Annotated in this window: 2 protein-coding genes; both read left to right on the plus strand. The window is 46.4% G+C overall.

Features of this window, described 5'->3' with window-relative positions; translation table 11 throughout:
- Positions 1 to 1,237, plus strand: a 1,237-nt coding sequence (locus PHQ97_16035; protein MDD4394243.1) for an ABC transporter permease, incomplete at its 5' end; no start/stop codon positions are given.
- 126 nt (positions 1,238 to 1,363) lie between these two features.
- Positions 1,364 to 3,314: AAA family ATPase (locus PHQ97_16040; GenBank protein MDD4394244.1), on the plus strand; the 1,951-nt coding region annotated here is incomplete at its 3' end.

Here is a 3,314-nt window from a genome sequence, read left to right on the forward strand (position 1 = left end):
AACATCAGACATCATGGATTTTTCAAATGCAATCAAAATATCACTTCGCGAATTGGTCAACAATAAATCGCGTACTTTTCTCACGATGCTGGGTATCATCATCGGTGTTGCAGCGGTCATTGCCATGCTGGCCATCGGACAAGGATCCAAATCAAGCATCAGGAACCAGATTTCCGAAATGGGCTCCAACATGCTGAACATACGTCCCGGAGCAGACAATGGTCCCGGTGGTGCACGTATGAGTGCAGACGAAATGCAGACCCTCAAGATGGGAGATTTTGAAGCCATCAGAGACGGATCAAATTACTTTGCAGCCATTTCACCCGGAGTAACCAGCAGTGGACAAGCCATCTACGGAGCGAACAACATGCATACCAGCATGACCGGTGTCAATGAGGAATACCTGGATATCCGTAAATATGAGGTTGTAGATGGTCAGATGTTCACAGAAAAAGATATCAAGGAATCAGCCAAAGTCTGTGTAATCGGGCAAACCGTTGTAGAAACACTTTTCCCCAACGGTGAAGATCCTGTTGGTCAAAATATCCGTTTTGGAAAAATTCCTTTTAAAATAATCGGTGTCCTTGGGGAAAAAGGAGACAACTCCATGGGGCAAGATCAGGATGATATCATACTGGCGCCCTACACTTCGGTCATGAAAAGAATTCTGGCCATCACCTACCTGCAAACTATTTATGCATCAGTCATTGACGAAAAGGATACGGAAGCGGCACAGGCTCAGATAGAAGGAATCTTACGCAACAGACATAAAATCAGAACTGGTGAAGATGATGACTTCAGCGTCCGTACCCAAAAAGAAATGCTCACCATGATGACTTCCACGACAGACATGATGACGGCTTTACTGGCGGCAGTAGCCGGCATTTCCCTGATAGTCGGAGGTATCGGCATCATGAACATCATGTATGTATCGGTAACCGAACGCACCAAGGAAATCGGACTTCGTATGTCCATCGGTGCAAAAGGGAAAGATATCCTGATGCAATTCCTGACTGAAGCAGTTCTAATCAGTGTAACAGGCGGCCTTATCGGCATCTTGCTCGGTGTGATGTCTTCGTACAGTATCAAGTGGATAGCGAACTGGCCGATAGAAATTCAGGCTTATTCTGTTTTTCTGTCCTTTTTAGTCTGCTCTATTACCGGAATATTTTTCGGATGGTATCCTGCAAAGCGGGCATCCGAGCTGGATCCGATAGAAGCAATCCGCTACGAATAGGATTTCTCAATAGGGATTATAAAAATCCGCCATATTGACACTATACGATCAATAACAGTGTCAATATGGCGGATTTTTTGTTTGGCAAAACAATTGTTGCTTGATCGTTGTTATAAACAAAAAATTATGAACTTCAACAATTTCACCATTAAATCACAGGAAGCTGTTCAAAAAGCCATCGAACTTGCCCAGGGAAGACAACAGCAAGCCATTGAAACGCCACACCTTTTGAAAGGAGTCATGGAGGTCGGAGAAAATGTGACCAATTTCCTTTTCCAAAAATCCGGAGCAAACCCAAATACACTCAATACAGCCTTGGACAGACTGCTCGACAGCTATCCGCGGGTAAGCAATGCCGAACCGTATCTTTCCCGGGAGACAAATGCCGTCATCCAGAAAGCGATTGATTATTCCACCAAGGAAGGCGATCAGTTCGTATCGCTGGAGTTCATCCTTTTGGCTTTACTCACCGAAAAGAATGCCGTCTCTAGCTTGTTGAAGGAAGCCGGTCTCACCGAACAAGTGATGCATGAAGCCATCCGGGAACTGAGGAAAGGCTCCAAAGTCAGCAGCCAATCCGCTGAAGATACCTATAACGCCCTGAACAAATACGCCATCAATTTGAATGAGCGCGCACGTTCAGGAAAATTAGATCCGGTCATCGGCCGTGATGAAGAAATCCGCCGGGTATTGCAAATCCTAAGCCGGCGTACCAAAAACAATCCCATCCTGATTGGAGAACCTGGTACGGGTAAAACAGCCATTGCCGAAGGTCTGGCTCACCGTATCATCCGTGGTGATGTACCGGAAAACCTGAAAAGCAAACAATTGTTTTCTCTGGATATGGGCGCATTGGTGGCCGGAGCCAAATACAAAGGCGAATTTGAGGAACGTCTGAAATCGGTCATCAATGAAGTCATTCAGTCCGAAGGCGAAATCATCCTGTTCATTGATGAAATCCACACCCTGGTCGGAGCAGGCGGAGGTGAAGGAGCCATGGACGCAGCCAATATTCTAAAACCGGCGTTGGCCAGAGGCGAACTTCGAGCCATCGGGGCAACTACGCTCAACGAATATCAAAAATATTTCGAAAAGGATAAGGCCCTGGAACGTCGTTTCCAGATTGTTCAGGTCAACGAACCAGACGAAGCCAGCTCCATTTCCATCCTACGTGGTCTGAAAGAACGTTACGAAAACCACCACAAGGTCAGAATCAAGGACGATGCCCTGATTGCCGCCGTGGAACTTTCAAGCCGCTACATCACCGACCGTTTCCTGCCGGACAAAGCCATCGACCTGATGGATGAAGCAGCAGCCAAACTGAGAATGGAAATTGATTCCGTCCCTGAAGAACTTGATATCATCGAACGGAACATCATGCAGCTGGAAATCGAGCGTGAAGCCATCAAACGCGAAAACGACCAAACCAAGTTATCTCAGCTCAATCAGGAAATAGCCAACCAGAAGGAAGAAAGCAGCAAGATCAAAGCAAAATGGAGTTCCGAAAAAGAACAAATCAACAAAATCCAACAAGGCAAAATCGACCTGGAAAACCTGAAATATGAAGCAGAAAGAGCCGAAAGAGAAGGCGATTACGGCAAAGTGGCAGAAATCCGCTACGGAAAGATGAAAGAGACCCAGGCTGCCATTGACAGCACCAAGGAAAAACTGCATCAGATGCAGGGAGATAGCCCGATCATCAAGGAAGAAGTGGATGCTCAGGATATTGCAGACATCGTTTCCCGTTGGACAGGAATACCTGTCAACAAGATGATGCAGAGCGAAAAAGACAAGCTGCTTCACCTGGAAGAAGAATTGCACAAACGGGTCATCGGACAAGAAGAAGCCATTGCCGCCGTTTCTGACGCTGTGCGCCGAAGCCGTGCTGGTCTGAACGACCCCAAACGCCCCATTGGATCATTTATTTTCCTCGGAACGACAGGTGTCGGGAAAACAGAATTGGCCAAAGCATTGGCAGATTATCTGTTTGACGATGAAAATAAAATGACCAGAATCGATATGTCGGAATATCAGGAAAAATTCTCCGTTACCAGATTAATTGGTTCTCCTCCGGGAT

It is taken from the genome of Desulfobacterales bacterium (assembly GCA_028704555.1).
In the GTDB taxonomy this organism is placed as follows: Bacteria; Desulfobacterota; Desulfobacteria; order Desulfobacterales; family JAQWFD01; genus JAQWFD01.